General features: G+C 64.7%; 23 protein-coding genes, 1 tRNA gene and 2 pseudogenes. 18 read left to right on the top strand and 8 right to left on the bottom strand.

Annotation, left to right across the window (positions count from 1 at the left end; translation table 11 throughout):
• Positions 1 to 161 precede the first annotated feature (161 nt).
• Positions 162 to 1,004 carry a metallophosphoesterase gene (locus ACP7EY_RS09290; protein WP_426192986.1) on the bottom strand — a complete coding sequence of 281 codons (843 nt, stop codon included), beginning with the start codon at positions 1,002 to 1,004 and terminating at the stop codon, positions 162 to 164.
• Between the two features lie 95 nt (positions 1,005 to 1,099).
• Between ACP7EY_RS09290 and ACP7EY_RS09285 the strand changes: the two genes are divergently transcribed.
• Together ACP7EY_RS09285 and ACP7EY_RS09280 are read left to right on the top strand one after the other, a co-directional pair.
• Positions 1,100 to 1,795, top strand: coding sequence for a VIT1/CCC1 transporter family protein (locus ACP7EY_RS09285; protein ID WP_426192707.1), 696 nt, complete (start codon positions 1,100 to 1,102; stop codon positions 1,793 to 1,795).
• Positions 1,796 to 1,904: 109 nt separating this feature from the next.
• Positions 1,905 to 2,477, top strand: a pseudogene (locus ACP7EY_RS09280) (phosphoribulokinase); the annotation flags it as partial.
• A 22-nt stretch (positions 2,478 to 2,499) separates the two neighbouring features.
• On the opposite strand, the gene ACP7EY_RS09275 reads toward ACP7EY_RS09280, so the two are convergent.
• Positions 2,500 to 2,685: a zf-HC2 domain-containing protein gene (locus tag ACP7EY_RS09275; RefSeq protein ID WP_426192705.1), complete on the bottom strand. Its 186-nt coding sequence runs from the start codon at positions 2,683 to 2,685 to the stop codon at positions 2,500 to 2,502.
• A gap of 18 nt (positions 2,686 to 2,703) precedes the next feature.
• Positions 2,704 to 3,279, bottom strand: a complete 576-nt coding sequence (locus ACP7EY_RS09270; RefSeq protein ID WP_426192703.1) for a sigma-70 family RNA polymerase sigma factor — start codon at positions 3,277 to 3,279, stop codon at positions 2,704 to 2,706.
• Between the two features lie 202 nt (positions 3,280 to 3,481).
• On the opposite strand from ACP7EY_RS09270, the gene ACP7EY_RS09265 reads away from it, so the two are divergent.
• The 14 genes from ACP7EY_RS09265 to ACP7EY_RS09200 all read left to right on the top strand — a co-directional run bounded on the left by ACP7EY_RS09265 (position 3,482) and on the right by ACP7EY_RS09200 (position 19,005).
• Entirely contained in the window at positions 3,482 to 4,078 is a 597-nt protein-coding gene (locus ACP7EY_RS09265) for a cytochrome b/b6 domain-containing protein (protein ID WP_426192701.1), read from the top strand.
• Positions 4,079 to 4,113: 35 nt separating this feature from the next.
• On the top strand, positions 4,114 to 4,893 hold the full coding sequence (locus ACP7EY_RS09260; protein WP_426192699.1) for a molybdopterin-dependent oxidoreductase: 780 nt from the start codon (positions 4,114 to 4,116) through the stop codon (positions 4,891 to 4,893).
• 56 nt (positions 4,894 to 4,949) lie between these two features.
• Positions 4,950 to 5,252 (top strand): pentapeptide MXKDX repeat protein, encoded by a 303-nt coding sequence (locus tag ACP7EY_RS09255; protein WP_426192697.1) that lies wholly within the window; start codon positions 4,950 to 4,952, stop codon positions 5,250 to 5,252.
• Between the two features lie 110 nt (positions 5,253 to 5,362).
• The gene (locus tag ACP7EY_RS09250) at positions 5,363 to 6,127 is read left to right on the top strand and encodes a DUF1223 domain-containing protein (protein WP_426192695.1); all 765 of its coding nucleotides are present in this window, start codon (positions 5,363 to 5,365) and stop codon (positions 6,125 to 6,127) included.
• Positions 6,128 to 6,716: 589 nt separating this feature from the next.
• Positions 6,717 to 7,874: a methyl-accepting chemotaxis protein gene (locus tag ACP7EY_RS09245; RefSeq protein ID WP_426192693.1), complete on the top strand. Its 1,158-nt coding sequence runs from the start codon at positions 6,717 to 6,719 to the stop codon at positions 7,872 to 7,874.
• A gap of 2 nt (positions 7,875 to 7,876) precedes the next feature.
• The gene (locus ACP7EY_RS09240) at positions 7,877 to 8,245 is read left to right on the top strand and encodes a response regulator (RefSeq protein WP_426192691.1); all 369 of its coding nucleotides are present in this window, start codon (positions 7,877 to 7,879) and stop codon (positions 8,243 to 8,245) included.
• Complete coding sequence (locus ACP7EY_RS09235) at positions 8,242 to 8,550, top strand: STAS domain-containing protein (protein WP_426192689.1); 309 nt, start codon at positions 8,242 to 8,244, stop codon at positions 8,548 to 8,550. Before ACP7EY_RS09240 ends, ACP7EY_RS09235 begins: the two co-directional genes overlap by 4 nt.
• Positions 8,547 to 10,637, top strand: coding sequence for a chemotaxis protein CheA (locus ACP7EY_RS09230; RefSeq protein WP_426192687.1), 2,091 nt, complete (start codon positions 8,547 to 8,549; stop codon positions 10,635 to 10,637). The genes ACP7EY_RS09235 and ACP7EY_RS09230 overlap by 4 nt, the downstream gene beginning before the upstream one ends.
• Before the next feature lie 9 nt (positions 10,638 to 10,646).
• Entirely contained in the window at positions 10,647 to 11,471 is an 825-nt protein-coding gene (locus tag ACP7EY_RS09225) for a CheR family methyltransferase (protein ID WP_426192685.1), read from the top strand.
• A gap of 78 nt (positions 11,472 to 11,549) precedes the next feature.
• On the top strand, positions 11,550 to 13,196 hold the full coding sequence (locus ACP7EY_RS09220; protein ID WP_426192683.1) for a methyl-accepting chemotaxis protein: 1,647 nt from the start codon (positions 11,550 to 11,552) through the stop codon (positions 13,194 to 13,196).
• Positions 13,196 to 13,741, top strand: coding sequence for a chemotaxis protein CheW (locus ACP7EY_RS09215; RefSeq protein ID WP_426192681.1), 546 nt, complete (start codon positions 13,196 to 13,198; stop codon positions 13,739 to 13,741). Before ACP7EY_RS09220 ends, ACP7EY_RS09215 begins: the two co-directional genes overlap by 1 nt.
• A gap of 14 nt (positions 13,742 to 13,755) precedes the next feature.
• Complete coding sequence (locus ACP7EY_RS09210) at positions 13,756 to 15,327, top strand: methyl-accepting chemotaxis protein (RefSeq protein WP_426192679.1); 1,572 nt, start codon at positions 13,756 to 13,758, stop codon at positions 15,325 to 15,327.
• Positions 15,328 to 16,392: a protein-glutamate methylesterase/protein-glutamine glutaminase gene (locus tag ACP7EY_RS09205; RefSeq protein WP_426192677.1), complete on the top strand. Its 1,065-nt coding sequence runs from the start codon at positions 15,328 to 15,330 to the stop codon at positions 16,390 to 16,392.
• 108 nt (positions 16,393 to 16,500) lie between these two features.
• A complete protein-coding gene (locus tag ACP7EY_RS09200; RefSeq protein WP_426192675.1) occupies positions 16,501 to 19,005 on the top strand; it encodes a sensor domain-containing protein in 2,505 nt (834 codons plus the stop codon).
• A gap of 463 nt (positions 19,006 to 19,468) precedes the next feature.
• Here the strand turns inward: ACP7EY_RS09200 and ACP7EY_RS09195 are convergent, their stop codons facing one another.
• Positions 19,469 to 20,065 (bottom strand): energy transducer TonB, encoded by a 597-nt coding sequence (locus tag ACP7EY_RS09195; protein ID WP_426192673.1) that lies wholly within the window; start codon positions 20,063 to 20,065, stop codon positions 19,469 to 19,471.
• A 300-nt stretch (positions 20,066 to 20,365) separates the two neighbouring features.
• Here ACP7EY_RS09195 and ACP7EY_RS09190 point away from each other — a divergent pair, with 300 nt between their 5' ends.
• Both ACP7EY_RS09190 and ACP7EY_RS09185 read left to right on the top strand, forming a co-directional pair.
• Entirely contained in the window at positions 20,366 to 20,833 is a 468-nt protein-coding gene (locus tag ACP7EY_RS09190; protein WP_426192671.1) for a cache domain-containing protein, read from the top strand.
• Positions 20,834 to 20,911: 78 nt separating this feature from the next.
• Positions 20,912 to 22,444, top strand: a complete 1,533-nt coding sequence (locus tag ACP7EY_RS09185) for a methyl-accepting chemotaxis protein (protein WP_426192669.1) — start codon at positions 20,912 to 20,914, stop codon at positions 22,442 to 22,444.
• 81 nt (positions 22,445 to 22,525) lie between these two features.
• On the opposite strand, the gene ACP7EY_RS09180 is transcribed toward ACP7EY_RS09185, so the two are convergent.
• From ACP7EY_RS09180 to rpoD, 4 genes and pseudogenes are all read right to left on the bottom strand, one after another.
• A complete protein-coding gene (locus ACP7EY_RS09180) occupies positions 22,526 to 22,927 on the bottom strand; it encodes an STY0301 family protein (protein ID WP_426192667.1) in 402 nt (133 codons plus the stop codon).
• 29 nt (positions 22,928 to 22,956) lie between these two features.
• Positions 22,957 to 23,342 (bottom strand): annotated as a pseudogene (locus ACP7EY_RS09175) (BPSL0067 family protein).
• Positions 23,343 to 23,570: 228 nt separating this feature from the next.
• Positions 23,571 to 23,649 (bottom strand) — tRNA-Ile (locus tag ACP7EY_RS09170).
• 113 nt (positions 23,650 to 23,762) lie between these two features.
• Complete coding sequence (rpoD, locus tag ACP7EY_RS09165) at positions 23,763 to 25,955, bottom strand: RNA polymerase sigma factor RpoD (RefSeq protein ID WP_426192984.1); 2,193 nt, start codon at positions 25,953 to 25,955, stop codon at positions 23,763 to 23,765.
• Positions 25,956 to 26,257 lie beyond the last annotated feature (302 nt).

The raw sequence follows: 26,257 nt of genomic DNA, 5'->3' as shown, positions 1-26,257 counted from the left end.
GTTTGTCGTAAATTATGACAGAAGGTACCCGGCGCAATGCACGACGCCAGAAGTGCGCTTGCCATATCGGCAAGGAACGCAAGAATAAACAGGCTTTGTTGTAGTACAGTCGCAACGGCCGGCGGCGCCGTCCCAAAGGCCGCCGGACCCCGGCCGGCCGCTCAGCGTGGCGCCAGATCGATCACCAGGTCTTCGCGAAATGCCGCCTGCTCGCCCTTGCTCAGGTAGCCCAGCGGGTTGGCGACGACGCGGCATTGCCACGGCCCTTGCCCGTCCGTGCCCGTGACGCGGTAATCGTTCATGCAATGCAGGTGGCCGTGCATCCACACATCGACCAGGGGAAACAGCTCGTCGAGCGCATTGCAAAAGCCGGCCGTGCCTGCCGTCAAGCCGTAGCGGGGATCGGCGCTTTGCAGGCTGGGAGCGAAATGCGTCACCACCACGGTGGCGCCCTCGAACGGCAGCGCCAGCGCCTGCCGCAGCCAGGCCTGGCAATCGAGCGCCATGGCGCGCAGGCCCTCGGCCAGCACGGGCGCGCCCTGGCGCAGCGTGGTGTTCTTGCTCAGATAATAATTGGCGGCGCGGCAGGCCTTCGCCAGCGCGGCCAGTTGCCTGGCGCCGTCGCTCTCGCGGCGGGCAAGCGCCTCGAAGTCGCTCCACAAGGTGGTGCCGATAAAACGGACCTGGCCGATGGTGACAACTTCGCGGTCCAGCCAGGTGATGCCCAGCCGCTCGCAGGTGGCGCGCAGGCGCACGCGGGCATCGTCGAAGTCGAGCCCGTCGTACTCGTGGTTGCCCGGCACGAACAGTACGGTGGCTTTGCCCGCGCCCGGGCGCAAGGGCGAAAAGCGCGCCAGGCCGAAGTCGTCGCCGGGCAGGCGGCTGCCCGGCTGGTAGGAGCCGATGTCGCCGGCGAGCACGATGACGTCGGCATCGGCGGCGAGCTTGGGCTGAAAGTCCGGGTAACGTTCGAGGTGGAGGTCGGAGAAGAGCTGGATGCGCATCGGCGCAGTATAGAGGAGTTGCACGCGGCCATCGTGGCGGCAGGCGTAGAATCCAGGCAACCGTTAAATATTTTTCAATTTTTTAGATCGCCACCATGCCAAGAAGCCACACCGAATTGCACAAACTGGACAATGTGGGCTGGCTGCGCGCGGCCGTGCTGGGCGCCAACGATGGCATCGTCTCCACCGCCAGCCTGATCCTCGGCGTGGCCGCGTCCCAGGCCACCCACCAGGCCATCCTGGTCGCTGGCGTGGCCGGCCTGGTGGCGGGGGCGATGTCGATGGCGACGGGCGAATACGTGTCGGTGCAGTCGCAGGCCGATGCCGAGCACGCCGCGCTGGACAAGGAACGGGGCGAGCTGCACGACAACCCGGCCGGCGAGCGCCTCGAACTGGCCAATATCTACATTGCGCGGGGCCTGCCTGCCGCGCTGGCGCAGCAGGTCGCCGACAGCCTGACGGCGCACGATGCGCTGGCGGCCCACTCCAAGGATGAGCTTGGCTTGAGCGAGGCGACGCTCGCCCGGCCCCTGCAGGCGGCACTGGCGTCGGCGCTGAGCTTCGCCGTCGGCGCCGCCCTGCCGCTGCTGGTGGTGGTGGTGGTGCCGCACCAGCAGCTCATTGGTTTTACCGTCGCCGCCTCGCTGCTGTCGCTGGCCTTGCTGGGCGGGCTGGCCGCCCGCGTGGGCGGCGCCAATGTGGGCAAGGGGGTGCTGCGGGTGACGTTCTGGAGCGCCATGTCGATGGCGGCCGCGGCCGGTATCGGCGCCCTGTTCGGCACCGCCGTGTAGGGCCGCCATGTAGTGCCGTCGATCGCGCCTGCTCACGCCCACAGGGCGATCAGGGGCCCTGCTTGCGCCATCAGGAGAGCCTTAAAGGCGGCCGCCGCCGGCGACAGCCGACGCGGCGCCCTACGGCCAGCCGCCCGGCACCTTCACGCCATGGGAGGACCTGCCGGCCGACACCGACCTGCTGTTCTACGAGGGCCTGCACGGCGGCGTGGTCAGCGGCGCCGTCAACGTCGCCCGCCATCCCGACCTGCTCATCGGCGTGGTCCCCGTGATCAACCTCGAATGGATCCAGAAGCTGTGGCGCGACAAGGCCAAGCGGGGCTACTCGACCGAGGCCGTCACCGACACCATCCTGCGCCGCATGCCCGACTACGTGAACCACATCTGCCCGCAGTTCTCGCGCACCCACGTCAATTTTCAGCGCGTGCCCTGCGTCGACACCTCCAACCCCTTCATCGCGCGCGAGATTCCCGCGCCCGACGAGAGCTTCGTGGTGATCCGCTTCGCCGACCCGAAGGGCATCGATTTTCCGTATTTACTGAGCATGGTGGCGGCCTCCTTCATGTCGCGGGCGAACACCATCGTGGTCCCCGGCGGCAAAATGGAGCTGGCCATGCAGCTCATTTTTACCCCCTTCATCCTGCGCATGATGGAACGGCGCCAGCGCGCCATCATGCTTTGAGCCAGGCAGCCGGCGCGCCCGCTCAGCGGCGGCGCACGGCGCTGCGCAGGAGCGCCATCTGCCCGTTAAAGCGGGTACACGCCGTGCACATCACCAGGTGCACCCGCATCCTGCCGCGTTCGACGAGCGTGAGCTCGCGGTCCATCGATTCCGACACCAGGCGATGCACTTCGCGGCAGGTGGGCTTCCAGGTCTTGCGGTCGTTCATAGGGGTCTCCGCTATGGTTCAAGGCAGGGCGGCAGCGCCAAACCAGTTCAGGTCCAGGCACTCGCGCAGGCGCAGGCGGGCCCGGTACAGGACCGTCCACACGTTCGCATTGCTCACGCCCAGTTCCCGGCAAATTTCGTCGGTGTCGAATTCGAGCCATTCGCGCATCATGAAAATGCGCGCCGTCTGGGCCGGCAGCTTGTCCAGGCACACCACCAGGACGCGGAAAAAATCCTTCTGCGCCAGCACTTCTTCGGGATCGCCCCACTGGCGGGGCATATCGACCGTGTGACCATTGGCCACGAACAGGGCGTCGACCAGGTCGGCGTCGGCCGCATCGCCGTCGCCATCCCACGCCTGCTCGCGGCGCGCCGCGCGCAAGGCGTCGATGATTTTGTACTTGAGTATCCCCGTCACATAGGTGCGCAAGGTCGATTTTCCCGTGAAGGCGGCGGGCTTTTCCAGCACGGCGATGAGCGCCTCCTGCACCGCGTCTTCCGCCCGCGTCCGGTCGCGCAGCTGGATCAGGGCGAAGCTGAAAAGCTGGGGGCGCATCGCCTCGAGCTGGGCGGCGTAGTGGTAAGTCGATTCCATGGACTGCCTGTGGTCGATAAGTGTGGTGATCAAGGTGCATTCTGGCAGCGTTCCGCCTTGGTCGGGCGATGCCGCCACTTCCTGACAAACACGGCAAAGAAAATCTGCACGGCGCAGCCGGCGCCAGGAAACTGAAATAAATGTGTCAGGTTCGCCGCAGCTGCCCCGACCAAGCCGGGACGACACCACTGCGAGGCATGACATGCAATCCCGGCCCCCCATCATCCACCCGGCGTGGATGCGCCTGACCCACTGGCTCAACGCCATTGCGGTGCTGCTGATGCTATTGAGCGGCTGGCGCATCTACAACGCCGCGCCCCTGTTCCCGTTTACCTTCCCGCCCGGCGTGACCCTGGGCGGCTGGCTTGGTGGCGGCCTGCAATGGCATTTTGCCGCCATGTGGCTGCTGGTCTTGAACGGGCTCGTCTATCTCGTCCTCGGGGTCGCCACCGGCCGCCTGCGACGCCGCTTGCTGCCCCTGTCGCCGGCGGCCGTGTGGGCCGATACCCGGGCCGCCCTGTCGGGCACGCTGCGCCACGACGCGCGGGGCGCCTACAACGCCGTCCAGAAGCTGTGCTATCTCGCCATCATCGCCGATTTGCTGGTGCTGGTGGTGTCGGGTCTGGCGATCTGGAAATCCGTGCAGTTTCCCTTGCTGCGCCTGCTGATGGGCGGCTACGACAGCGCACGCTACGTCCATTTCGGCGCCATGGCCTTCGCCGCCGCCTTCATTGTCGTGCACGTGTTCATGGTGGCGCTGGTGCCGCGCACGCTGCTGAGCATGGTGCGGGGGCGCTAAATATTTGTTCTCATCGAAATTTTTCCGGAGAAACCATGATCAAGAAAATCAAGCTGTTCTTTCCGCACGAGAAAGAGATCATCAAGGATGCAGGCAAGCTCTTGAGCAAGCTGGACATGCCGTCGCGCCGCGTGTTCGGCACGCGCGCCCTGTCGCTCGGCGCGCTGTCGATGATGAGCGGCTGTTCGCTCAGCGACAGCGACTCCGTCGACACCATGCTCAAGACCATGTCGCACCTGAACGACGACCTGCAAGGCTGGCTGTTCGATCCGCAGCGGCTGGCGCCGACGTATGACGAATCGATGATCACCCGGCCGTTTCCCTTCAACGCGTTTTATGGCGAGCAAGACATCCCCCAGATCGACGCGGACTACGCGCTGGCCGTCAGCGGCCTGGTGCGCAGCCCCCAGCCATGGACCCTCGCGCAGCTGCGCAGCCTGCCCCAGGCCAGCCAGGTCACGCGCCACATCTGCGTCGAAGGGTGGAGCGCGATCGGCAAATGGGGCGGCGTGCCGTTTAGCGACTTCCTGCGCCGCATCGGCGCCGACACGCGCGCCAAATACGTCGGCTTTCGCTGCGCCGACGACTATTTCACCAGCATCGACATGGCCACCGCGCTACATCCGCAAACGCTGCTGGCGTTGACGTATGACGGCCAGATCTTGCCGCCCAAGTACGGCTACCCCATGAAGCTGCGCATGCCCACCAAGCTGGGCTACAAAAATCCGAAACACATCACCGAAGTCTTCGTCACCAACCGCTACCCCGGCGGCTATTGGGAAGACCAGGGATACAACTGGTTTGGCGGTTCGTGAACGGCGAACCCCATCGAAGGGCACGATTGTCGTGCGACACACTCAAGGAGAAAAAAATGAAACAACTGATGACGGCAGCGATGGCAGTGACGATGGCGTTCGCCTGCGGCGGCGCGATGGCGCAGGACGCCATGAAGAAGGACGGCATGGCGGCCGATGCGATGGCCAAGGATGGCATGCACAAGGATGCCATGGGCAAGGACGCGATGGCAAAAAAGAAGGCGGACAGCAAGCCGAAGGCGATGGCCAAGGATGCCATGGGCAAGGACGAGATGAAAAAGGACGAAATGAAAAAGGACGAGATGAAAAAGGACGAGATGAAAAAGGATGAGATGAAGAAGGACCCCATGAAAAAATAAACCGGGGATCGCGGCCGGTGCCGGCATTGATTGCGCGAGCGCCTGGACGGCGCCGCACGATGCCCAGCCGGTCGCCAGGGCGCCACCCGATGTCAAGCAAGGAGTACACGATGCGAACTTCCCTCGCTGTCGGCATGTTGGCCTGCATGGCTGCGGCGCAGCTGGCCTATGCACAAAGTTGTAGTGGACACAGCCCCGCGCACACGGTGGCGCTGCTCGAGCTGTACACCTCGGAGGGCTGCAGCAGCTGCCCGCCTGCCGACCGCGCCCTGAGCGGCCTGCGGGCGGCGGGACTGCGCGCCGAACAAGTCGCGCCCTTGTCGCTGCATGTCGATTACTGGGACCGGATCGGCTGGCGCGATCGATTTTCCCGGCCGGATTTTACCCAGCGTCAGCGGATGCTGGCGGCGGCGGCCAACACGACGCTGGTCTACACGCCCGCATTTTTCGTCAACGGGCGCGAACTGCGCAACTGGTCGGGCGCGCTCGCCGACACCATCGGCCGCACCAACGCGCGCCCTGCGCGCGCCGACATCGGCATCGCCGTCGAACGCGCCGACGCGGCGACCTACCAGGTCGTGGTGAAGGGCAAGGGTCCGCCGGGTTCATCGCTGCAAGTGGCGGTCCACCAAAATAATCTCGACAGCATCGTCACGCGGGGCGAAAACGGCGGGCGCACCTTGCACCACGATTACGTGGCGCGCCACTGGTTCCGTGCCGCCCCGCTCGACGCCGCCGGCACGGTCAAGTTGTCGCAATCGTTCAGCTTGCCGGACCGGCGGCCCGCCGCCGACTTCGGCATCACCGCCTTTATTTCTGCCAAGGATGGCAGCGTGTTGCAGGCATATTCATTGCCACTGTGCGGGACGCTGTAGCGACACCATCGCCCGGTGGTGTCGCCACGACGCAGCGCCGCCCCCCGGCCTGATTCGCTCGCGGCCAGTGCCAGCGCCAGCCCTGGTCCGGCCAGTCGGCCGCCCCACAGCCAACGATGAAAGCGCCATGTCAAATGGTCAAGTTACCACTTTTTATTTAGCCAAGATATTACACATTTAGCATGCATAAAATGGGGTACTTGCCCTTGCCAGTGCAGTGTGAACAAACAACGTATCGGTAGCAATTGTTAAAAACTGGTAGGAGAAAGCGCGCCGAGTGACGTAAGATTGCATCAAATGATTCTTAAAAGAAATATACGTTACTTCTGTATAGCCTATTGTAATTAGCTCTTCCCGCAGTATTTTTCCTCTGTGGCCACCCGATGCAGCAAGGCGCGCACGTCGCGCCTATTTGAGACCGCAGCCTGGCATCCGGCGCCTGAACAGCCCCCGCAGGTTTTCACCTTCCCCCCTCCCGTCCTTGATCTCAGGCCAGCGATGTGCCGAGAATCGAGCGCTGGAAGTCGCCTCAAGATATTGATGTTGCAATAACACGAAATGGGACGTTGATTGTCCCGAAGGAAATTTCTTGAAAGCTTATGACCGCATTTCCCCGGACGGCATCCGCCTCGGCGTACTCGGTGTTGCCGGCACGTTCGCCGTGCTCGTGGCCGGCAACGGGCGCTGGCAGGCGGTCGTGCTGGCCGGCGCATTCGCGCTGGCCGCGGCCGTCCTGGCCATGCGCAGTGCCGGCGCCCAGCGACGCCGGCAACAGGTGCTGAGCGGCTACCTGGCGGCGCAGCGGGATTTCGGCCGCGCCGTGGTGCCCGTGTGGGCCGGCCACATCGAGACGGCGCGTGCGCAGATGGACGGCGCGGTCGAGTCGCTGGCGATGCGCTTTGCCGCCATCGTCGACCGCCTCGAGCAGGCGCTGCACGTATCGAGCCAGGCCAGCGCAAGCGGCGACGGCGACGACGGCGGCATGGTGGCCGTGTTGGCGCACAGCGCGCAGCAGTTGTCGGCCGTGCTGGCGCAGCAGTCCTCGGCCATGCACAGCATGACGACCATGCTGGGCAAGGTAGAGGACCTCAACGCCTTCACCACCGAGTTGCGGGACATGTCGGAAGCGGTTGCAAGTATTGCTGCGCAATCGAATTTGCTCGCCTTGAACGCGGCCATCGAAGCGGCGCGCGCCGGGGCGCAGGGCAGCGGCTTTGCCGTCCTCGCCAAGGAATTCAGGCACCTGTCGAACCAGTCGGGCGAAACCGGCACGCGCATGGCCGAGAAAGTGCGCGTGATCAGCGAGGCCATCGGCACGACCTGCCAGGCGGCCCAGCTCTCCGTGGATGAGCAGAATCGCTCCCTGCACACCACCGTGACCGTGATTGGCGCCGTGCTGACCGGGTTCAAGGGCGTCGCCGATGGCTTGCTGACCTCGACCGACGTGCTCAAGCAAGAGAGCATCGGCATCAAGCAGCAAGTGGGCGAGGCGCTGGTGCAGCTGCAATTCCAGGACCGCGTCAACCAGATCCTGAGCCAGGTGACGAACAACATTCTGCAGTTCCCGCCCCACCTCGACGCGGCATGCGAGCGCTTCGCCGGCGCCGGCGAACTCGAGGCGCTCGATGTGCCGGCGCTGCTGGGAAAACTGAAGAAAACCTACGTGATGTCCGACCAGCATGCCGTGCACAGCGGCGCCGCGACGATATCCGCCATTGGCCCCGCCACTATTAATCCTGAGGTATGAACATGACAAAAACGATCCTGGTAGTCGACGATTCCGCATCGATGCGGCAAGTGATCGGCATTGCGCTCAAGAGTGCCGGCTACACGGTGATCGAAGGGCGCGACGGCAAGGATGCGCTGTCCAAACTGGCGGGACAAAAGGTGCACCTGATCATCAGCGACGTCAACATGCCCGTCATGGATGGCATCAGCTTTGTGAAGGAAGTAAAGCAAATGCAGAACTACAAATTTACGCCCATCATGATGCTAACCACGGAATCGGACGATGCGCGCAAGCGGGAAGGCCAGGCCGCCGGCGCCCGGGCGTGGATGGTCAAGCCTTTCAAGGTCGAGCAGTTGCTGGGCGCGGTACAAAAGCTGTGCATGCCATGAAGCCCCAGCGCGTGCGCCTGGACGGCGAGATGAGCATTTATCGCGCCGCCGAACTCAAGGAGACGCTGCTGGCGCCGCTGGCGGCCGGCACCCTGGTCGAACTGGACCTGTCGGCCGTCAGCGAGCTCGACACGGCCGGCGTGCAGTTGCTGCTGCTGGCCAGGCAAACCGCCCGCGGCCTTGGCGGCGATGTGTGCGTGCTGGCGTCCAGCGCGCCGGTCCAGGATCTGCTCGATCTGCTGGGCCTGGCTGACAGCTTCGCCCACCGCCACGGCGCCGCCGCCCTGCCCGGGGCGATGCCATGAATCTGGCCGCCGCACTGCAAACCTTCCTGATCGAATGCCGGGAATTACTCGAAGAGATGGAACACGCGCTGCTCGAAGTCGAGCAGGCGTCCGACAAGACCGAACTGGTCAATGCCATCTTTCGGGCCGCCCACACCATCAAGGGCTCGGCCGGCCTGTTCGGCCTCGATCACGTGGTCAGCTTCACGCACGTGCTGGAAAGCGTGCTCGATGAAGCGCGCTGCGGCAAGCTCGTCATCGCCGACCAGCTGGTGGCGCTGCTGCTCTCCTGCGGCGACCATATCGGCGTCATGGTGGCGCTGGTGGCCGACGGCCAGCTGGGCGCCGACGACGCCACCACCCGCGCCGGCGCGCCGCTGGTCGAGGCCTTGCGCGCCTACCTGGCGCCGGCGCCGCTGGCCCCGGCCGACGCCGACACCGACACCAGCGCCCAGGCCAGCTGGCACATTGCCGTGCGCTTCGGCCCCGATGTGCTCAAGAACGGCATGGACCCGCTCTCCTTCATCGGCTACCTGGGCACGCTGGGCGAGATCGTCGGCATCGCCACCCTGGCCGACGCCCTGCCGCCGGCGGCGGACATGGACCCCGAATGCTGCTACCTGGCTTACCACATCGCCTTTCGCAGCAGCGCCGACCTGTCCACCATCGAAGCGGTGTTCGAGTTCGTGCGCGACGACTGCACCTTGCGCATCCTGGCGCCGACGAGCAGCGTGGCCGACTACCGCCACCTGCTGCAGGCCCACAGCGCCCACGCCGCGCCCATCGGTGCGCTGCTGGTGCGCAGCGGCGCGCTGACGGCGCAGCAGCTCGCTGACGCAGTGGCGCCGCCAGCGCTGCCCGAGGTGGCCGCGCTGGTCGATACGGTGGAAACCGCGCCGGGCAGGACGCCACCTGGCACGCCCCCGAAGGCCCAGGAAAACCGCTCGATCCGGGTCGATGCCGACAAGCTGGACCATTTGATCAACCTGGTGGGCGAACTGATCATCGTGAGCGCCTCGGCCAACCTGATCGCGCGCCGGGCCCAGATCGCCGAACTGCACGACTGCGCCTCGACCCTGGCCACCCTGGTCGAGACGGTGCGCGACAGCGCGCTGCAACTGCGCATGGTCAAGATCGGCGCCACCTTCAACCGCTTCCAGCGCGTCGTCCATGACGTCTCGCGCGAGATCGGCAAGGACATCGTGCTGCAGGTGAGCGGTGTCGATACCGAACTCGATAAAACCGTGGTCGAGCGCATCGCCGATCCCCTCACCCACCTGCTGCGCAATGCGATGGACCATGGCATCGAGTCGGCCGCCGTGCGCGCGGCCGGCGGCAAGCCCACCACCGGCGTCGTCCGGCTCGACGCGTACCATGATTCGGGCAGCATCGTGATCACCGTCAGCGACGATGGCGGTGGCCTCAAGCGTGACAGGATCCTCGAGAAGGCGATCGAACGGGGCCTGGTCGAAGCGGGCCGGGTCATGAGCGACAGCGACATCTACGCGCTCATTTTCGAGCCGGGCTTTTCGACGGCCGAGCAGATCACCAATCTGTCCGGCCGCGGGGTCGGCATGGATGTCGTCAAGCGCAACATCAGCGCGCTGCGCGGCAGCGTCGGCGTCCATAGCGAAGCGGGCCACGGCACCACGGTCACCGTGCGCTTGCCGCTGACGCTGGCGATCATCGACGGCTTCCAGGTCGGGGTCGGCAAGTCGGTGTTCGTGATCCCGCTCGACATGATCGAAGAATGCGTCGAGTTCTCGTGCGAGCCGGGCCACGACTACACCAATCTGCGCGGCCAGGTCCTGCCCTTCATTCGCCTGCGCGAGCTGTTCGGGGTCGACGCCGGCGCGGTGCGGCGCGAGAGCATCGTCGTCATCAAGTACGCCTCGCAGCGCTGCGGCATCGTCGTCGATACCCTGCTCGGCGAATTCCAGGCCGTCATCAAGCCGCTGGCGAAACTGTTCAACCAGGTCGCCTGCATCAGCGGCTCGACCATCCTCGGCAGCGGCGACGTGGCGCTGATCGTCGATGTCCCTGCCTTGTTTGCGGCCATCGCCAGCAAGCAGGTGCATGCGCTGCGAGCAGCCAGCAGCCCACCATAAACAGTCGCCATGCCCCATACCATCGACATCAGCGACCGCGAGTTCGCCCAGTTCCAGCGCTTCATCCACGAAGCGGCCGGCATCAGCCTGTCGGCCGCCAAGAAGGCGCTCGTCAGCGGCCGCCTGGCCAAGCGCCTGCAGCAGTGCCAGCTGCACAGCTACGGCGATTATTTCAGCCTGCTGGCCAGCGGCACGGCGGGCGCCGAAGTGCAGGCCGCGATCGATCTGCTCACCACCAACGAGACCTATTTTTTCCGCGAGCCGAAGCACTTCGACATGCTGCGCCAGTACGTCGACCAGGTCCATCGGCGCGGCCAGCCGCTGCGCGTGTGGAGCGCCGCCAGTTCGAGCGGCGAGGAGGCCTACAGCATCGCCATGGTGCTGGCCGACTGCCTCGGCGACGCGCCGTGGGAGGTGATCGGTTCGGACATCAGCACGCGCGTGCTCGAACGCGCCCGCCTTGGCCACTACGCGCTCGAGCGCACCACCCACATTCCACCGGCCTACCTGAAGCGCTTTTGCCTGAAGGGGACCGGCCTGCAGCAGGGCACGCTGCTGATCGACCGCGGCCTGCGCCAGCGGGTGCGCTTCCTGCAAGTGAACCTGAACGTGCCGCTGCCCCAGTTGGGCACCTTCGACCTGATCTTCCTGCGCAACGTGATGATCTATTTCGACACCAGCACCAAGCAGCAGGTGGTGGCACGGGTCATCTCCCTGCTCAAGCCCGCGGGCCGCTTCGTCATCGGCCACGCGGAGAGCCTGCACGGCGTGAGCGAGCTGGTGCAGCCGCTGACGCCGTCCGTCTACAGCAGGAGCGCAGCCATGCAGCGCTGACCACCACCGTCTCCTTCCCGCCCGGGCCAGCATCGTCCGGGACGTCGCCTTACCCGTGTTTCACTCAGGAGTAGCACCATGTTCAGTAACATCAAAATTTCGGTCCGGCTGATCGCCGGCTTCCTGCTGGTAGCAACCTTGAGCCTGGTTGTGGGCGCGATCGGCATTGCCAACTCGGGCAAGATCAACGAGGCGGCCGAGTCCATCTACACGGACGACCTGATGGCGATGTCGTACATCAAAGAGGCCAACATCAACCTGATTTATGTCGGCCGCGCCCGCGCCAACTACCTGCTGGCGATCACGCCCGAAGAGCGCGAGCAGCGCCTGAGCTTCCTGCGCAAGAGCGTCGCGGCGATGAAAGACAACCTGGTCAAGACCCGGCCCCTGTTCAAGCTGCCCAAGGCGAAGGAACTGCTCGACACCATCGACAAGCAGTGGGAGGCGTATGACAAGGATCTGCAGGCGGTGCTCAACCTGGCCTCGCGCGAAAAACTGGCGACGCTCAGCGACGAACTGGAAAAGGCCATGAACGCGGAACGGCAGAAAGCCGACCGGCTCGACGAGCTGATGAGCGAACTGGCGGCAATGAAGGAAGTGCGCGCCAAGGAAAAATTCGATGTCGCCACCGCCCTGTACCACGACAGCCGCCGGGCGATGCTCATCGCGATGGGCGCGGCGATGGCACTCGGCCTGCTGCTTGGCATCCTCGTCAGCCGCAGCGTGACGATCCCGCTGAACCAGGCCCGGGAGGCGGCGGTCCGCCTCTCCGAAGGCGACCTGAACGTGAAGATCAGCTCGCAGGCCCGGGACGAGACGGGGCAGATGCTGCGGGCGATGCAGGCCATGATCGCCCGCCTCAGCCAGGTCGTCGCCGACGTCAACAGCGGCGCCCAGTCGCTCGCCAGCGCCGCCCAGGAAGTGAGCGCCACCTCGCAGTCGCTGTCGCAGGCCTCGAGCGAGCAGGCGGCCAGCGTGGAGGAGACCAGCGCATCGATCGAGGAAATGACCGCCTCCATCGCCCAGAACACGGCCAACGCCCGCGTCACCGACGGCATGGCCAGCAAGGCGGCGCAGGAAGCGGTCGACGGCGGCGAATCGGTCAATGCCACGGTGGCGGCGATGCGCCAGATTGCCCGCAAAATCGGCATCATCGACGACATCGCCTACCAGACCAATTTGCTGGCCCTGAACGCGGCGATCGAAGCGGCGCGCGCCGGTGAACATGGCAAGGGCTTCGCGGTCGTCGCCGCCGAAGTGCGCAAGCTGGCCGAGCGCAGCCAGGTGGCGGCGCAGGAAATCGGCGAAGTCGCCAGCAGCAGCGTGACGCTGGCCGAGAAGGCCGGCAAGCTGCTGCAGGACATGGTGCCGAGCATACGCAAGACGTCCGACCTGGTGCAGGAAATCGCCGCCGCCTCGGCCGAGCAGTCCTCCGGCGTGGGGCAGATCAATTCGGCAGTCATCCAGCTGAGCCAGACCACCCAGCACAATGCCTCGAGTTCGGAACAGCTGGCCGCCACCGCCGAGGAAATGAGTAGCCAGGCCGAGCAATTGCAGCAAACCATGGCCTTCTTCCGGCTCGACGGCATGGACGCCGTCGGCGGCCAGCGCAGCGCGGCGCGCGCCGCGCCGCCCGCACGCGGCAAGGGCCGCTTCAAGCCGGCCACCAAGCTGACGCTGGCCGCCGCCGGCGAGCTCGATGAATCCCAGTTCGTCAAATTCTGATGGGCGCGCGCACCAACGTAGCGCTGTCCGGCGCCGTCGAGCAGCAGCAGTTTCTGACCTTCATGCTGGGCGGCGAGATGCTGGCCGTGGGCATCTTGCACATCAAGGAAATCATCGAGTATGCGGGCGTCACGACAGTGCCGATGATGCCGGCCTGCATACGCGGCGTGATCAACCTGCGCGGCGCGGTGGTGCCGGTGATGGACCTGGCGGCGCGCTTCGGCAAGCCCGCCAGCGAGGTCACCAAGCGCACCTGCATCGTGATCGTCGAACTGGGTGAACCGGGCGAGCGCCAGGACATGGGCATCGTCGTCGATACCGTCAACGCGGTGCTGGAAATCGCGGCGGCCGACATCGAACCGGCGCCGGCGTTCGGCGCCCGCATCCGCACCGATTTCATCGCCGGCATGGGCAAGGTCAATGGCAAGTTCGTCATCCTGCTCGACGTCGAGCAGGTCTTGTCGGACATGGACATCGGCGCGCTCACGCAGATCAACGAGGCCGGCGCGGCGCTACCCGCCCCTGCACTTTCCCAGCACCCATAGGCGAAGCGCATACCATGTTCAAGAACCTATCGATCACCTGGAAGCTTGCGCTGCTGGTCGGCACCATGCTGCTCGCGCTTGCCGCCATCGGCCTCACCGGTTATGCGGGCATCGCCGCCACCGGCGAGGCCCTGAAGGCCGTCGGTAGCAACAACTTGCCGTCGATTCAGGGTTTGCTGACCGTCAATGAAGGCCAGACCGCGGTCAAATCGGCCACGCTGCTCACGGCGATGTCCGAAAACGACACCGACGCGCGCCAGCAGTTTGCCACCGTCCAGCAGTTGCGCAAGAAGGCGTGGGACAGTATCGACGAGGGCTGGCAACTCTACGCGGCGCTGCCGCAGACGGCGCAGGAAGCGCTGCTGTGGAAGCAGTTCCAGGCCGCCTGGGCAGACTGGAAAGCGAGCGATCAGCAACTCCACGCGACCATTGAGCGGCTCACGGAGAACCGCGACGGCGCGGCGCAGAAAGCACTGTTCCTCACGTTTCACCAGCAATACGGCTTGTCGCGTCCCCTGTTCAGGACGGCCGAGGCGGCGCTGCTCCAGCTCGTCGACCTCAACAGCGTCAATGCCAGGGCCAGCGTCAAGGCCGGCGTCGACGAGGCTGCCAGCGCCGCGCGGGCGATGCTGGCGGCGGCGCTGGCGGCGCTGTTCGTCTCGCTCGCGCTTGCCGTGGTGATCGGCCGCTCGATCATCAGCCCCTTGCGCCTGGCCGTGCAGGCGGCCAACCGCCTGGCCGAGGGCGATCTGACCATGCGCATCACGGCCTCGGCCAACGATGAGCCCGGCCAGATGCTGCGGGCGATGGGCAATATGGTGGCACGACTGGCCCACGTCGTTGCCGAAGTGAACCGCAGCACGCAGGGCCTGGCCAGCGCCTCCGAGCAAGTGAGCGCCACCGCCCAGGCGCTGTCGCAGGCGTCGACCGAACAGGCCGCCGCGGTGGAGCAAACCAGTGCCTCGGTCGAGCAGATGACGGCATCGATCGCGCATATAACGCAAAACGCGGCCGTTACGGACGGCATGGCCGGCCAGGCGGCCGACCAGGCGGCGGGCGGGCGCGATTCGGCCAGCGCCACCGCCACGGCCATGCAGGACATTGCACGCAAGATCGGCATCATCGACGACATCGCCTACCAGACCAACCTGCTGGCCCTGAACGCGGCCATCGAGGCGGCGCGCGCGGGCGAGCATGGCAAGGGCTTCGCGGTGGTGGCGGCCGAAGTGCGCAAGCTGGCCGAGCGCAGCCAGCTTGCCGCGCAGGAAATCGGCGAAGTGGCCGCCAGTAGCGTGCAGATGGCCGAGCAGGCCGGGGTGCTGCTCAATGAAATGCTTCCGGGCATCCTCAAGACATCCGCGCTGGTGCGCGAGATCGCGGCGGCGTCGAGCGAGCAGTCGTCCGGGGCGCGCCAGATCAGCCTGGCGGTGAACCAGCTGAGCCAGACGACCCAACAGAACGCCTCCAGTTCCGAAGAGCTGGCCGCCACCGCCGAGGAAATGAGCGGCCAGGCCGAGCAATTGCAGACGACCATGGCATTTTTCAAGCTCGACAGCACCGGCGCCGCCGGGCATCGGCAGCGCTAGATGAACCGCATCAAGGTCATGGTGATCGACGACTCGGCCGTGGTACGCCAGGTGGTCAGCGAGCTGCTGCAGGCCGATCCCGCCATCGAAGTGCTGTGCGCGGTGGCCGACCCGTTGCTGGCAAGCGTGCGCATGAAAGCGCAGTGGCCGGACGTGATCGTGCTCGATATCGAGATGCCGCGCATGGACGGCATCACGTTCTTGCGCAAGATCATGAGCGAGCGGCCGACCCCGGTGGTGATCTGCTCGTCGCTGGCCGAGAAAGGCGCCCGCACCTCCATCGAGGCGCTGGCCGCCGGCGCGGTGGCCATCATCACCAAGCCGCAACTGGGACTCAAGCAGTTTTTGCACGACAGCAGCAACGCGCTGCTCAGTGCGGTCAAGGCGGCGGCGCGGGCCAGGGTCAGCCAGCTCGTGGCCACGGAGAAGTACACGGCCGACGTGATCCTGGCCCCGGCCAGTGCGGCCGGCGCCATGATCCGCACCACCGAGCGCGTGGTGGCGATCGGCACCTCGACCGGCGGCACGCAGGCGCTCGAAGTGGTGCTCAAGGCGCTGCCGCGGGTGACGCCCGGCATCCTGATCGTGCAACACATGCCGGAAAAATTCACCGAAGCGTTCGCCTTGCGCCTGAACAGCCTGTGCCAGATCAACGTCAGGGAGGCGCGCCACGGCGACCGGGTCATGCCGGGGCTGGCGCTGATCGCCCCCGGCGGCAAGCACATGCTGTTGCGACGCAACGGCGCGCAGTATCACGTGGACGTCATCGACGGTCCCCTGGTCAACCGGCATCGCCCGTCCGTCGACGTGCTGTTTCGTTCGGTCGCCCGGCATGCGGGCGCCAACGCGCTGGGCATCATCATGACGGGCATGGGCAACGATGGCGCCGCCGGCCTGCTGGAAATGCGCACGGCGGGCGCGAGCACGCTGGCGCAGGATGAAGAGAGCTGCGTCGTCTATGGCATGCCGAAGGAAGCGGTGCTGCGCGGCGCCGTCGACAGGAGCGTCGCGCTGGGCGCGATCGCACGCCATATCGTCCAACAACTTGGCGCGCCGGGCCAGTAAGCGACGATAAAGTCACGCCGCCGTGACAAATAACCCGCAATTGTAAATTGAGCGCATACTGGTTCGTTCGTAATATTGCAATTTAATTAATTTTAGAGAGAATTGTCCATGCCAGAGTACAGCCGACCGGGCCCGTCGTCCGCCGCCAGCGAGCCTCTCGCGCGGCATGGCAGCAGCCATATCGAACAGCATTTCAAGGCACTCATCGAAAACTCCGACGACGCCATCATCAGCAAGGACATGGCGGGCCGCGTGACGAGCTGGAATGTGGGCGCCGTGGCATTGTTCGGTTACAGTGCGCTCGACATGGTGGGGCGTTCGATGCAGGCCCTGTTTCCGCCCGACCGGCGCGAGGAAGAGGCGCTGATACTGACCCGGATACTGGCGGGGGAAAAGGTCGATCACTTCGAGACCGTGCGCCGGCACCGGCTAGGCCACCTGCTGGCCGTGTCGGTGACGATCTCGCCGATCCGCGATGGCGCCGGGCGCATCGTGGGCGTGTCGAAGATCGCGCGCGACATTTCTGAACGGGTGGCGCTGGCCGCCGCCGCCGGCCAGTTCGAGGCGATCGTCGCCTCGTCCGAGGACGCCATCATCAGCAAGTCGCTCGACGGCACCATCCTCAGCTGGAACGCCGCCGCGCAGGCCATTTTCGGCTATGGCGCGCACGAGATGATCGGCACGTCCATCGACGTGCTGGTGCCGGCCGAATGGCGCGCCGCCGAAGACGAGATCCTGCTCCGGCTGCGCGAAGGCGGCAAGGTCGAGCATCGCGACACGGTGCGCCGCGCCAGGGATGGCCGGCTGGTCGACGTCTCGATCAGCAGCTCGCCGATTCGGGACGCGCGCGGCCGGGTCACCGGGATCGCCAAGATCGCCCGCGACATCACCAGCAAAAAACGGGACGAGACGCGCCTGCAGCTCACGGCAAGGGTTTTTAGCAGCACCCACGAGGGCATCCTGATCACCGATGCGCTCGGCTTCATCGTCGAAGTGAACGACTCCTTCCTGCGCATCTCCGGCTACCGGCGCGACGAATTGCTGGGGCAGTCGCCGCTGATGTTCAGCTCGTCGCGCCAGGGGCCCGAGGTGCGCGCGGCGATGTGGGCGGCGCTGCAGGCCACCGGCAGCTGCCAGGGCGAAGCGTGGAGCCGGCGCAAGGATGGCCAGGCGTATGCCGCCCTGCTGTCGATCAACGCCATTTGCGACGGCGCCGGCAAGGTGCACAACTACGTGGCGCTGGTGGCCGATATCACGCCGCTGCGCACCAAGCAGGAAGAGCTCGAGCGGCTGCTCCATTTCGATCCGCTCACCAAGCTGGCCAACCGCATCCTGCTGGGCGACCGCTTGCAGCAGGCGCTGTTGCTGGCGCACCGCAACGGCCAATCGGTGGCGGTGCTGTACCTGGACCTCGACGGGTTCAAGCTGATCAACGACAACCACGGCCACGACACGGGCGACCAGATGCTGGTGGCGGTGGCGCAGAATATGCTCGCGGCGATCCGCGACACCGATACGCTGGCGCGCATGGGCGGCGACGAATTCGTCGTGGTGCTGCAGGACGTGGGCGCGGCGTGCTACCCGGACCAGCTGATCGAGCGCATCCTGCACGCCTGCGCGCTGCCGGTCACCATTGGCAGCGCGGTGTTGCAGGTGTCGGCCAGCATTGGCCTGACGGTGTTTCCCGCCGACGGCGCCGACGCCGATCAATTGATCCGGCATGCAGACCAGGCCATGTTTGTCGCCAAGCGCGATGGCCGCAACCGCATCTGCCGCTTCGACCCGGCGCTCGAGGCCGGCATCGAACTGCGCAATGAGTCACTCTCGCGCCTGGCGCTGGCCATGCACCGGGACGAAATGGTGCTGTATTACCAGCCGAAGGTGAACATGCGGCTGGGCACGGTGACGGGAATGGAAGCGCTGGTGCGCTGGCGCCATCCCGAACGGGGCCTGCTGGCGCCGTCGGCCTTCCTGTCCGACCTGCAGGACGATCCGCTCGAGACGGTGCTCGGTGAGCTCGTCATCGTGCAGGCGCTGGCGCAGATGGCCCGCTGGCGCGCGGAGGGGCTGCGCCTGCCCGTGAGCGTCAACATCGCCGCCAGTCACCTGCAGATGCCTGATTTTGCGGCCCGCCTGGGCGTGCTGTTGCAGCGTTATCCGGACGTCGAGCCGGGCGACCTGGAACTGGAGATCCTCGAAACGAGCGCCCTGCGCGACCTGCAGGCGGTGGCCGCCGTGATGCAGGCCTGCCAGGCGCTGGGCGTGCATTTTGCGATCGACGACTTCGGCACTGGCTATTCGGCGCTCACCTACCTGCGCCGGCTGCCCGCCGAAACCTTGAAGATCGACCAGAGCTTTGTGCGCGACATGCTGGGGGACCGCGACGACGGCGCCATCGTCCAGAGCGTCATCGCGCTGGCCGGCGCGTTCGAGCGCGAGGTCATCGCCGAAGGGGTGGAAAGCTGCGAAGTGGGCGAGCGCCTGCTCGACCTGGGCTGCGACATCGCCCAGGGCTACGCGATTGCGCGCCCGATGGCGGCGCCGGCCATCGCGGCGTGGCTGGCGTGCTGGCAGCCGTTCGCCAGCTGGAAAGGGCGCGCCCTGGCCGCCTGAGCGGTGCGCACCTGCCCGCGCGAGCGCCACCTGGTTATGTAAAGCATATCGACACGCTGCGACGCACCCACTACCTGGGTCCGCGCCGCACCGAGGCAATTTCGGCGGGGTAGCGACGTTCGAGATCGAAGGCCTCGCGGCCCAAGGCGGTGGGGTAATTTGCGCAGACGGCGGCAAGTTTTTCCGCCCCCAGCTGGACCAGGTATTGTTGCGACAGATAATCCCGGCCCTGATCGAGTTGCCGGTTCAGGCTCTGCCACAGTGCCGGTCCCGCTTTCGCGCTGGCGGGGTCGCGGCTGGCCCAATAAGAACCTATCCCGGTAGGTAGGAGGAAGCGGATTGCGATGCATGGCAGCCGAGGGCAAGGCGCGAGGATGACGCATGGCAAGCCATGCGAAGACGAGCAACGACGCCATCGGTTGCCAGGCGCGCAAGCAGCGACTCCGACCTACCGGGATAGGTTCTAAGCCGGCAGGGCTTGCAGGGCGCCATTCATCTCGTCGATCAGGCCCTGGTGGCGCGCTTTCCAGTCGCGCACCGCGAGCGCGTTCGCCTCGCTGGTGTGCGGATGCTTGCTCGCGCAAATGTCGAACGTCCAGTCCACCACGCGGATCTGCGTCACCACCCGGCCCAGATCGCGGAAATACGAGGCGCCAGGTGGCGGCGCGCCCGCGCCTCCGGCTGGCGCCGCTGGCGCCTCCTTGAGCGTCCAGACCAGCTCCATGGTTTTCCATTGCGCCGGCTCGCCCGCTGGCGGTACGGCAAAGCGGCAGTCGCGGTTGTTCTGCAGCGATGCCTCGTCGAGCAGGGGATACCCGCTCGAGCGCGCCAGCTTGTTTTCCAGCACCTTGCCGTCCGGTCCAACCAGGAACGCCACGGCAACCGTGCCCGTTTCCTCGTTGCGCAAGGATTTTTTCGGCCAGATGGGCGCGGGACAGCTGCCCCGTGCCGTCGCCAGCACCGGCGTCGGGCCGGACCCTTGCGCCGCGGCGGGGCCGCACAGCGCGAGCACAAGGGCGGCGCCCGGTACAACACGGCACATCACGCATAGCAAAGCCATAGTTTTCCTGATTCGTTGATAAATGGGCCATCTTTCCCAAGAGTATGCGCGCGGCGGGGGATGCTTGCCAAGTTTGTTATTCAGGCATGGTCTCCAGGCAGCCATCCATGTCGGACCGGCGACGGGCGTCTCCGGCTGGACGCGACGTTGTAAAAACCGCCTCATACAAAAAAACATTTTGTTGCATGAGTGCATTATCGCTGGCATCGCGCTACTATGAATAAAGGGTATTCCGAAAGGGGCCACCTGATCGCGCCGGCCAGCGTCGGCTTTCCAATTCGCACAACGAAGGAGACTGCAATGTCCAAGTTCGCCCCTGTTTTTTGCCTCTCGCTCATCCTTGGCGCCAGCGCGCTGCCGCAGGTGTGCAGCGCCGCCGAAGGTGGCGCCACGCGCGCCGATGCCGAAGCCATGGTCAAGAAAGGCGTGGCCTACATCAAGAGCGCAGGCGACGCCAAGGCCTATGCCGACATCACCGCCAAGGCGCCGCAATTCATCCTGCATGACCTGTACCTGGTGGTCTACAAGCTCGACGGCTCCGTCGCCGCGCATGGCGCCAACGCCAAGATGGTGGGCAAGAATTTGATCGAACTGAAAGATATCGATGGCAAGGCCTTCGTCAAGGAGCGCGTTGACATGGCCAAGAGCAAAAGCACCTTCTGGCAGGAATACAAATTCACGAATCCCGAAAGCAAGAAGATCGAACCGAAGGCGATGTACTGCGAAAAACTGAACGAGACCGTCGTCTGCGGCGGCATCTACTTGTAGCGACCCACCGCGCCGCCCTTGCCGGGACACGCACCGCTCTTTTAAGCATAGGGATCTCCTGTGAAAATTGCACACAAAATGTTGATCGTCCCGGTGGTGGCGCTGGTTTGCCTGCTGGCCATGGGAGCGATGTCCTATGTCGCCATGCAGCAGAACGAGCGGCGCATGCACGAATTAAAACATGTCACGCTGACGGCGGAACAGCTGGCCAACCGGCAAGCGATCGCCCTGGGACAGGTGCATGCGGGGGTGTATGCCAAGATCGCCATCGCGGCCAGTCTTACCGATGACCAATTCAAGGAGTTCGGCAAGCAAACCGATCTCCAGCTCAACACCATTGCCCAAGGATTGACGGAGCTGAAAAGCTATGCCGGCGCCGCCGCCGAAGCGGCGCAAGCGCTGCCCGCCGTCGAACGTTACCGGGCCAGTGTCGCGCAGGCGCTCGATCTGGCGTCGATGGACCCGAACACGGGCGTGGCGGCCATGCAGAGCGCGACCACGCACTACCAGGTGGTGCGTAAGCAGCTCGATCAGGTCTTGCTCAACCTTGACAAGCGCACGGGCGATGCATTGCAAGAGACCAGGAACGCGGGCCAGCGCGCCGCCTGGTTCTCGCTGGGCACGATGGCCATCGGCTTTGCCGTGCTGGCGGCGATCGCCGCCTGGGTGGCGCGTGCCGTGGTGCGGCCCATCGACGACGCCTGCCGCGCGGCCGAGTCCTTGGCCGCCGGCGACCTGACCATGCGCATTGAGGCCGACAGCGACGACGAAGTGGGCAAGCTGTCGCGCGCGCTGGTGACGGTCGTGCAAAACTGGAATACCCTGCTGGGCGACATCAAGCAGGCCGGCGCCACCATCACGGTGGAGGCGGGCGAGATCGCGCTGGGCAATGCCGACCTGTCGGCGCGCACGGAATCGCAAGCCCAGTCGCTGCAGGAAACGGCGACATCGATGCACCAGCTGACCGATACCGTGCGTGAAAATGCCGACCATGCGCGCCAGGCCAACGAGATGGTGCTGTCAACCTCGGGCGTGGCGCTGGAAGGCGGCCGCGTGGTCGGCCAGGTGGTCGAGACGATGGGCTCGATCAAGGCCAGCTCGGGGCGCATCGTCGACATCATCGGCGTCATCGACGGCATCGCGTTCCAGACCAATATCCTGGCCTTGAACGCGGCCGTGGAAGCGGCGCGCGCGGGCGAGCAGGGTCGCGGCTTCGCCGTGGTCGCCACCGAAGTGCGCGGCCTGGCCCAGCGCTCGGCCACGGCGGCGCGGGAAATCAAGCGGCTGATCGAGGATTCCGTGGCCAGGATCGAAACGGGCAGCCAACTGGCCGACAGCGCCGGGCGCACCATGGGCGATATTGTCGCCTCGGTCAGGCAGGTGACGGAGATCATGAACGACATCACGGCCGCCAGCCAGCGCCAGAGCAAGGGCATCGAGGAAGTCAACATTGCCATCACTGAAATGGATGAGCTAACCCAGCGCAATGCCGCCCTCGTCGAGGAATCGGCCGCCGCCGCGCAAAGCATGCAGGACCAGGCGCACGAACTGCTCAGGGTAGTGGGCGCCTTCCGCCTCAGTGACGGGGCGCCGCAGTTGCTGCAGCGTTAGCGCTATTCCGGCAGGGTGGCACTGGCCGGCATACACGCTGTGATGGCGTGATGTCGGGGTCGAAATTCATCTATTTTTTAATTATTTGCACATGACCTCGACCGAGTGTCGGCTGCTTCCCGGGATGGTTTTGTAGCGGACAACGCAGGTTTTGATTCCCGGCTCCAGTTTTCTCGCCAGCGTGAATTGATTGCTCTCGCCATAGTCACACGTAAACCACACCCCCTCGGGATACGGCGCATCGAGTGCCACGTACTCTACCGTCGATTCAGTGTGGCTCTTGCGGGTGATTTTGCCGACCATCTGCCCGAGGCGCTCGGGCGGCCCTGCCGTTGGCCCTGCGGCGTGAAGGGCCAGTGGCGAGGAAACGCGCGCTGTCCAGCCCGCCGGCGGTGTGGCTATCTGGAGCGATGCAGCAGCCAACTCGGGCGGGCAAACGATGTCTACCGCAAGCGCGACGGGCGCGTACAGGGCTGCAAACAACGATGCCGCGAATGGCCGTGGTCTCATCTCTATTTGACTACGGAAAAGGCGTCAGCATTCTGGGGCGGGTCGATGTATTTCCCGCTGTTGTCCTTGCCGAGACGGTAAAGAAATCTCATCGAGATCTTGGGCTCTGGTCGTCCGGCCACTGGTCCATGATGTATATCCCATTCGATACCTGGCCCAGGTAAAACCCGGAATGATTCCCCCGGTTTTTTCGCGGCCACTTTCCGTCTACAAAAGTGGCAATCGCTGTGCCGGGAACCAGATTTTTAGTGCCGATGACAGGTTCGCCTTCACGCCAAAATTGTGCCGGCCCCGCATCGGTGAAATGCTTGACGAGCGTAACACATTCTTTGTCGCCGATTTTATCGTGATGTTGTAGTTGCCGAGCAGCTGAATATACGTGCGGCATATGCTCTCCGTTGACAGGCAAAAGGGAGCTCAGATGGTCGCTGGACTACTGTGATCGTATCTTGATTTTCAGCAATTGCTGTTCAAGACAAACGGCTGGCCAGCGCTTGTCAATGTCGTTGAGTAAAACGGACTGCCGTACCGGCATCCGTCGCGGGCCCCGCGCCAGGGCGCGTTGCATGCAAGTAAGCGCCCAGCAATGATGGCCGGGCCAAGTCCTTGATTGTACTGGTGGGCCTCCCGTGAGTCGAACACGGCACCAACGGATTATGAGTCCGCTGCTCTAACCAAGCATGAGCTAGAGGCCCGAAGTCGGTGCGGCGGGAGCGGCGCGAAGTGCCTTGCCTCTCCCCACCGTCCGGGACTGGGCCCGGAACGAAGTGGCGAGAGGATACGTGGCGCGCCGCTCGGTCGTCAAGCTTTAGTTGCCTTCTAAAAAGGACTTCAGCTTGTCGGAGCGGGAAGGGTGACGCAGCTTGCGCAGCGCCTTCGCTTCAATCTGGCGAATACGCTCGCGCGTGACGTCGAACTGCTTGCCCACCTCTTCGAGCGTGTGGTCAGTCGACATTTCGATGCCAAAACGCATGCGCAAGACCTTCGCTTCGCGCGGGGTCAGCGAATCGAGCACATCCTTGACGACACCGCGCATCGACGCGTGCAAGGCCGCATCCGACGGCGCCAGCGTGTTGTTGTCCTCAATGAAATCGCCCAGGTGCGAATCGTCGTCGTCGCCGATCGGCGTTTCCATCGAGATCGGCTCCTTGGCGATCTTCATGATCTTGCGGATTTTGTCTTCCGGCATTTCCATCTTGACCGCCAAGGTCGCCGGGTCGGGCTCCGCGCCCGTTTCTTGCAAGATTTGCCGGGAGATCCGGTTCATCTTGTTGATCGTCTCGATCATGTGCACGGGAATGCGGATCGTGCGCGCCTGGTCGGCGATCGAACGGGTGATGGCCTGGCGGATCCACCAGGTCGCATAGGTGGAAAATTTATAGCCGCGACGGTACTCGAACTTGTCGACCGCTTTCATCAGGCCGATATTGCCTTCCTGGATCAGGTCGAGGAACTGCAAGCCGCGATTCGTGTATTTCTTGGCGATCGAAATGACCAGACGCAAGTTGGCCTCGGTCATTTCCCGCTTGGCTTTGCGCGCCTTCATTTCGCCCGCGGCCATCTGGCGGTTGATGTTGCGCAGGTCCGGCAGCGGCAGCACCACGCGCGCCTGCAGGTCGATCAGGCGCTGCTGCAGTTCCTTGATGGTGGGGATGTTGCGGCCCAGGATGGCGCTGTAGGCGTGGCCTGCGTTGACTTCGCCGTCGACCCATTCCAGGTTGGTTTCGTTGCCAGGGAATACCTTGATGAAGTGGGCGCGCGGCATGCCGCACTTGTTCACGGCCACGTCGAGAATCTGCTTTTCGATGTGGCGCACTTCGTCGACCTGGCCGCGCAGGGTGTCGCACAGCTTTTCCACCACCTTGGCCGTGAAACGGATGCCCAGCAGCTCGTTGGAAATGACTTCCTGCGCCTTGACGTAGGCTTTCGAGTTGTAGCCGTCTTTCTCGAAGGCCTTGCGCATCTTGTCGAACTGCACCGAGATGATGTCGAACTTGTCCAGCGCCTGGTTTTTCAGGGCCTCGAGCTGCTCGGCGGAGAAGCCGGCGGCGCCGGAGGCGTTGTTCTCTTCTTCTTCCTCGCCCTCTTCCTCGTCCGCTTCTTCCTCGTCCTCGTCATCGTCCGAGGCGGCCGACGGCGGCGGTGGCGGTGGCGCCACGGCAGGGTCTTCCTCGACCATGCCGTCGACGATTTCGTCGATCTTGGTTTCGTCGTTGCGGATGCGGATGGCGGCCGAGATGATCTCGGCGATCGTCACGGGGCAGGCGGAAATGGCCTGGATCATGTCCTTCAGGCCGTCTTCGATGCGCTTGGCGATTTCAATTTCGCCTTCGCGCGTGAGCAGCTCGACCGAGCCCATCTCGCGCATGTACATGCGCACGGGGTCGGTGGTGCGGCCGAAGTCGGAGTCCACCGTCGACAGCGCCGCTTCGGCAGCCGCCTCGGCTTCGTCGTCGCTGGTGACGGTGGCGACGTTGTCCGTCAGCAGCAGCGACTCGGCGTCCGGCGCGTGCTCGTAGACGGCGATGCCCATGTCGTTGAAGGTGCCGATGATGCCTTCGATGGCTTCTGGATCGACAATGTTTTCGGGCAGGTGATCGTTGATCTCGGCGTAGGTGAGGAAACCGCGCTCCTTGCCCAGCTTGATGAGGGTCTTGAGCTTGTTGCGGCGCTTTTCCAGCTCTTCTTCGGAGGCCTCGGTGTCGGACGAGAACGCATCTTTGAGCAGGGCTTTTTCCTTCGCCTTGCGGTCCTTGGCCTTGGCCTTGTCGACCGCCTTCAGTTCGGCGCGCTCGACCGCGTTGAGGGCCGCCACTTCGTCGTTTTCAGGCTGGAATTCTTTCGGCTTGCGACCGCGCCGGCCCGGCACCTTGATGGACGGCAGCACGTAACCGGACGTGTCAATGGCGGCCAGGGTGGCCGCATCGGTGGTCTGGCTGACGGGCGTCGTGCTCGTGCGAGCTTCGGCCTTGTCTTGCGCGTTGTCCGCCTTGGCGGGCATGCTGGGCGTGGGAGCCACGTTGATTTCAGGATTCTTGGTTGGCACAGGCGCTTTCGATGTCACAACGACTAGCTTTATGGAAATTGATAAAGTTTGTTGCCGCCCTATTACAGGGCCTACGTCTCCTGGCTGCCTTGCAAGCAGCCTGGCACTACCGCGTTCTCAATACCTCGACACCTTACTATTCCGACATCATCACTGCATGCTTTCGACAAGCCTGGAAGGCCGCGAAAAATAGTGTCTTAGACACAATACTTATCGTTTTATTATAGCACGCACACCAAGTATTTCCAGTCCGTCCG

The sequence above is a fragment of the Massilia sp. DWR3-1-1 genome, from assembly GCF_049898325.1.
Taxonomy (GTDB): Bacteria; Pseudomonadota; Gammaproteobacteria; order Burkholderiales; family Burkholderiaceae_D; genus JAFCUW01.
This window is presented reverse-complemented; position numbering and strand designations above follow the sequence as displayed.

Bases quoted from the DNA above. Each gene is read 5' to 3' on its own strand.
- ACP7EY_RS09200 (WP_426192675.1), top strand. From the start codon at position 16,501: ATGCCAGAGTACAGCCGACCGGGCCCGTCGTCCGCCGCCAGCGAGCCT.
- ACP7EY_RS09290 (WP_426192986.1), bottom strand. From the start codon at position 1,004: ATGCGCATCCAGCTCTTCTCCGACCTCCACCTCGAACGTTACCCGGAC.
- ACP7EY_RS09275 (WP_426192705.1), bottom strand. From the start codon at position 2,685: ATGAACGACCGCAAGACCTGGAAGCCCACCTGCCGCGAAGTGCATCGC.
- ACP7EY_RS09215 (WP_426192681.1), top strand. From the start codon at position 13,196: ATGGGCGCGCGCACCAACGTAGCGCTGTCCGGCGCCGTCGAGCAGCAG.
- ACP7EY_RS09230 (WP_426192687.1), top strand. From the start codon at position 8,547: ATGAATCTGGCCGCCGCACTGCAAACCTTCCTGATCGAATGCCGGGAA.
- ACP7EY_RS09210 (WP_426192679.1), top strand. From the start codon at position 13,756: ATGTTCAAGAACCTATCGATCACCTGGAAGCTTGCGCTGCTGGTCGGC.
- ACP7EY_RS09225 (WP_426192685.1), top strand. From the start codon at position 10,647: ATGCCCCATACCATCGACATCAGCGACCGCGAGTTCGCCCAGTTCCAG.
- ACP7EY_RS09235 (WP_426192689.1), top strand. From the start codon at position 8,242: ATGAAGCCCCAGCGCGTGCGCCTGGACGGCGAGATGAGCATTTATCGC.
- ACP7EY_RS09185 (WP_426192669.1), top strand. From the start codon at position 20,912: ATGTTGATCGTCCCGGTGGTGGCGCTGGTTTGCCTGCTGGCCATGGGA.
- rpoD (WP_426192984.1), bottom strand. From the start codon at position 25,955: ATGCCCGCCAAGGCGGACAACGCGCAAGACAAGGCCGAAGCTCGCACG.
- ACP7EY_RS09240 (WP_426192691.1), top strand. From the start codon at position 7,877: ATGACAAAAACGATCCTGGTAGTCGACGATTCCGCATCGATGCGGCAA.
- ACP7EY_RS09195 (WP_426192673.1), bottom strand. From the start codon at position 20,065: ATGGCTTTGCTATGCGTGATGTGCCGTGTTGTACCGGGCGCCGCCCTT.
- ACP7EY_RS09285 (WP_426192707.1), top strand. From the start codon at position 1,100: ATGCCAAGAAGCCACACCGAATTGCACAAACTGGACAATGTGGGCTGG.
- ACP7EY_RS09260 (WP_426192699.1), top strand. From the start codon at position 4,114: ATGATCAAGAAAATCAAGCTGTTCTTTCCGCACGAGAAAGAGATCATC.
- ACP7EY_RS09190 (WP_426192671.1), top strand. From the start codon at position 20,366: ATGTCCAAGTTCGCCCCTGTTTTTTGCCTCTCGCTCATCCTTGGCGCC.
- ACP7EY_RS09255 (WP_426192697.1), top strand. From the start codon at position 4,950: ATGAAACAACTGATGACGGCAGCGATGGCAGTGACGATGGCGTTCGCC.
- ACP7EY_RS09270 (WP_426192703.1), bottom strand. From the start codon at position 3,279: ATGGAATCGACTTACCACTACGCCGCCCAGCTCGAGGCGATGCGCCCC.
- ACP7EY_RS09265 (WP_426192701.1), top strand. From the start codon at position 3,482: ATGCAATCCCGGCCCCCCATCATCCACCCGGCGTGGATGCGCCTGACC.
- ACP7EY_RS09220 (WP_426192683.1), top strand. From the start codon at position 11,550: ATGTTCAGTAACATCAAAATTTCGGTCCGGCTGATCGCCGGCTTCCTG.
- ACP7EY_RS09205 (WP_426192677.1), top strand. From the start codon at position 15,328: ATGAACCGCATCAAGGTCATGGTGATCGACGACTCGGCCGTGGTACGC.
- ACP7EY_RS09250 (WP_426192695.1), top strand. From the start codon at position 5,363: ATGCGAACTTCCCTCGCTGTCGGCATGTTGGCCTGCATGGCTGCGGCG.